Source organism: Craurococcus roseus (assembly GCF_039523795.1).
In the GTDB taxonomy this organism is placed as follows: domain Bacteria; phylum Pseudomonadota; class Alphaproteobacteria; order Acetobacterales; family Acetobacteraceae; genus Craurococcus; species Craurococcus roseus.
In genome coordinates this window covers 1-337 of record NZ_BAAAFZ010000038.1, presented here as the reverse complement: position 1 = coordinate 337, position 337 = coordinate 1, and the positions used below count along the sequence as shown (strand labels likewise).

The window sequence follows — 337 nt, the reverse complement described above, 5'->3', positions numbered from 1 at the left end:
CGCGCCGGCGCGACGCGGCGCTGGACCTGGGCGAGGCGGCGCTGCTGCTGGAAGGCTTCTGCGCCGCGTCCGCCCACGCCGCGCTCGCGGCGGCGCCCGCCGACGCCGTGCCGGGCGACTTCGCGCGCGCGCTGTTGCGGGACCTGGAAGCGGACGGGTTGGCGGCGCCGGGACCCGCGGGGCCGCGCGCCCTGCCGGCGCCGGACCTGCCCGACGCGCCCGGCATCTGGCGGCAGGTGCTGCTGGAGCAGCCCGCGCTGGCCCCGGATTTGGCTTGGCTGGCCCTCGCGGCCGAGCGCTTGCCCGGCGCGCTGGCCGGCGAACGGGCTTCGGCCGC

General features: G+C 81.6%; 1 protein-coding gene. It reads left to right on the top strand.

Annotated features, from left to right (window positions below):
• The coding region (locus ABD067_RS13400) for a hypothetical protein (protein ID WP_343895812.1) at window positions 1-337 on the top strand (337 nt) is incomplete at both ends.